At 36.9% G+C, this 3,288-nt stretch carries 1 protein-coding gene and 2 pseudogenes; 1 reads left to right on the top strand and 2 read right to left on the bottom strand.

Translation table 11 applies throughout. From position 1 onward, the window contains the following. Both A9G30_RS13695 and fabB read right to left on the bottom strand, forming a co-directional pair. Nucleotides 1-1,045 (bottom strand): annotated as a pseudogene (locus tag A9G30_RS13695) (IS3 family transposase); the annotation flags it as partial. A 480-nt stretch (nucleotides 1,046-1,525) separates the two neighbouring features. Further along, entirely contained in the window at nucleotides 1,526-2,737 is a 1,212-nt protein-coding gene (fabB, locus tag A9G30_RS09745; protein ID WP_065580577.1) for a beta-ketoacyl-ACP synthase I, read from the bottom strand. Nucleotides 2,738-3,016: 279 nt separating this feature from the next. Between fabB and A9G30_RS09740 the strand changes: the two are divergent. After that, nucleotides 3,017-3,288: pseudogene (locus A9G30_RS09740) on the top strand (putative DNA modification/repair radical SAM protein); the annotation flags it as partial.

The following is a 3,288-nucleotide window of genomic DNA, read 5'->3' as shown; positions in this document are numbered from 1 at the left end:
TGTTTTATACTCAATCGGTGTCATGTTATTTAATGCCTCATGCGGTCTTTCGGTGTTATAAATGGTTAGCCATTCTTCGGTTACCTTTCTTGCTTGTTCTAGATTATTAAATAGATATAAATCGAGCACTTCAGTGCGATAGATACGATTAAATCGTTCAATATAGCCATTTTGATATGGGCATGGTTATATCATGTGATTTAGCCCAATTTATAAAGGTTTTTCCTGTAAATTCTGGCCCATTATCGACCCGTATTTTTAATGGATACCCATGATATTCGGCCAGTTTATCTAAGTAACGGGTAATCCTTCCTGCTGGTAAGCTTACTGCAATATCAATACCTAACGCCTCACGATTAAAGTCATCGATGACATTGAATGTCCTAAAGCGACGTTGATTACGACTACTGTCACTCATAAAATCCATTGACCAACATTCACCTTGTTTATTGGGGACTAATAACCTTTCTGGGCATCGTGGAGGAATACGTTTTTTACGCTTTACCCTGAGATTAAGCTTTAATTCACAATACACCCGATATACCCGTTTATGATTCCATTGATAGCCGAGCTTTCTGATACGATTAAAACATTTAGGAAAGCCCCAGCGTAAATGCCGGTCTGTGATAGCATTCAATACTGAAACAATCACCGAATCATCCTGTAACTTAGATTGATAATAGTAAGCACAACGGCTTAAACCAACAATAGCACAACTCATAGCAATAGTAACCGAATGATTTTTTTCGTAGTTGCTGTGCCCACGTTTTACGTGTCCCTGTTGGCACTAAAGCTTTTTTATAATTTCTTCCTGAAGCTGGGATTTTAAGCTCAGCTCGGCAAACATTTGCTTAAGCTTGCGGTTTTCAGCCTCCAGCTCTTTTAAGCGTTTGATGTCTGAAGTTTCCATACCGCCGTATTTTTCTCGCCATTTATAGAAAGTTGAATTACCCATGCCATATTTACGGCACAGTTCTTTAACGGGAATACCTGCCTCTGCTTCTTTTAAAATAGCTACGATTTGATGTTCAGTCATTTTTTCCATAATTAAATCCTCTTTTACTTTTATCATGGAGAATTTTCTACTTTTTTGCTGTACTATTTTAGGGGATAGTTACAGTCGCTATTAAGTGATTATGCTAAACAAAAAATCGAGGAACAAGGTAACAATTTAGCGTGGGATTCTGAGCAACTCCCCCCAGTTTGGGAATATAACGAGCAAATTCAAAATCATTTAGAACAGATCCTCACCCCAGCACAAAAACAAGCAGCGCAAGGTTACCTGACAGAGATAACAGCCAAAATTGTAAGTTGGAACTATAATCGTTGGCGTGATGAAATTGAGGATTTTCATCCAAAACCTTAATTTATTGGCATTATTAATTTCAGTTAAAATTGCTCTTTAATATCAAGCATAATATCATTAATTAAGGTGAGTTTATGGAGTTATCTAATATAACGTTATCAATAAAAAACCGTTCTTAAATAAACGGTTTTTTATTGATTGATACTAACTTAATGCTTATTAAGCTTTGTATTTTTTCATTACAATTGAGGCATTAGTGCCGCCAAAACCAAAACTATTTGACATGACTGTTGTGAGTTCACGTTCAGTTGGTTCGGTAATAATATTCATACCAATGGCCGCTTCATCAAGTTCATCAATGTTGATACTTGGAGTAATAAAGCCATGCTCTAACATTAATAATGAATAGATAAGCTCTTGTGCACCAGTGGCACTTAATGAGTGGCCTGTCATTGATTTGGTTGATGAAATCGCTGGAATGTTATCACCAAAAACTTGTTTGATTGCCCACAATTCTTTGACATCTCCAACTGGGGTTGATGTACCATGAGTATTGATATAATCAACAGGTACATCTAAGTCTTGAATAGCCAGTTGCATACAGCGCATTGCACCTTCGCCTGATGGTGCCACCATGTCATGACCATCTGATGTTGCACCATAGCCAACAAGTTCACCGTAAATATGAGCTCCACGCGCAAGAGCATGTTCTAGCTCTTCAACAACAACCATACCCGCACCGCCAGCAATAACAAAACCATCACGGTTTTTATCGTAAGCACGTGATGCCTTTTCTGGATTGTCGTTATATTTGGTTGATAAAGCGCCCATAGCGTCAAATTCGCAAGACATTTCCCAGCAAAGCTCTTCACCACCGCCAGCAAAAACAATATCCTGTTTGCCAAGTTGAATGAGCTCCGCTGCATGACCAATACAGTGAACCGATGTTGCACAAGCTGATGTCATTGAATAGCTAACACCTTTAATTTTAAATGGAGTTGCTAAACAAGCCGAAATTGCTGATGACATTGATTTGGTTACTGCATAAGGACCAACTCCTCGTAATCCTTTTTCTTTCATGCCAGCAACGACATTGTATTGTGTCTTAGTTGAACCACCATAGCCCGCAATTAGACCAGTACGAGGGTTAGAAACTTGTTCAGGGGTTAATTTTGCATCTTCAATAGCTTGTTGCAAAGCAAGATAACCATAAATAGAAGCATCATTCATAAAACGAACAACTTTGCGATCAATCAATCCTGTAGTATCTAGTTTGACATTTCCGCATACATGGCTACGCATACCGCTATCTTTCATTTCTTGAGAAAAGGTAATACCGCTACGGCCAATTTTTAGTGATTCTAAAACTTCTTTAGTATTATTCCCAATACTTGAAAGAATTCCTAACCCTGTAATAACAACACGTTTCATTTACTATTTAGCTCCTAAGTTATATCTGGCTTCATACAAAAAAGTGCGTTGATTATAGCGTACAGTTGTAAGCTGAACAATACTTTGCCGAGTTTTTTATTTCTGTATCCTAATATCGCCTTAATTATTTATATAGGTAAAGCAATTACAATAAATTTACCGCTTAAAAAAATGATTAAAATAGTGAGTGATGACGGTTTTTGTTAGCAATATATACTTGCAAAACCTACTATGGCTACGATATACTGTATAAATAAACAGGTAAGTGTTGAGTTCAATATGACTGGAAAAATAATAACCAAACTGGAAATTTTAGCTGAATCGGCAAAATATGATATTTCTTGCTCGTCGAGTGGTGTATCAAGAAATAATAAAAATAAAGGCATAGGTAATGCATATAAATCTGGTATTTGCCATTCATTTACCGCTGATGGGCGATGTGTTTCTTTACTCAAAATTATGTTAACTAATTATTGCATGTTTGATTGCGCTTATTGCATTAACCGACAAAGTAACGATATTCCTAGAGCTAGTTTTACTCCGCGTGAATT

The sequence above is a fragment of the Gilliamella sp. Fer4-1 genome (genome assembly GCF_001690515.1).
In the GTDB taxonomy this organism is placed as follows: Bacteria; Pseudomonadota; Gammaproteobacteria; order Enterobacterales; family Orbaceae; genus Gilliamella; species Gilliamella apicola_C.
This window is presented reverse-complemented; position numbering and strand designations above follow the sequence as displayed.

Coding starts and splice junctions, on each gene's coding strand:
- fabB (WP_065580577.1), bottom strand. CDS start 2,737: ATGAAACGTGTTGTTATTACAGGGTTAGGAATTCTTTCAAGTATTGGG.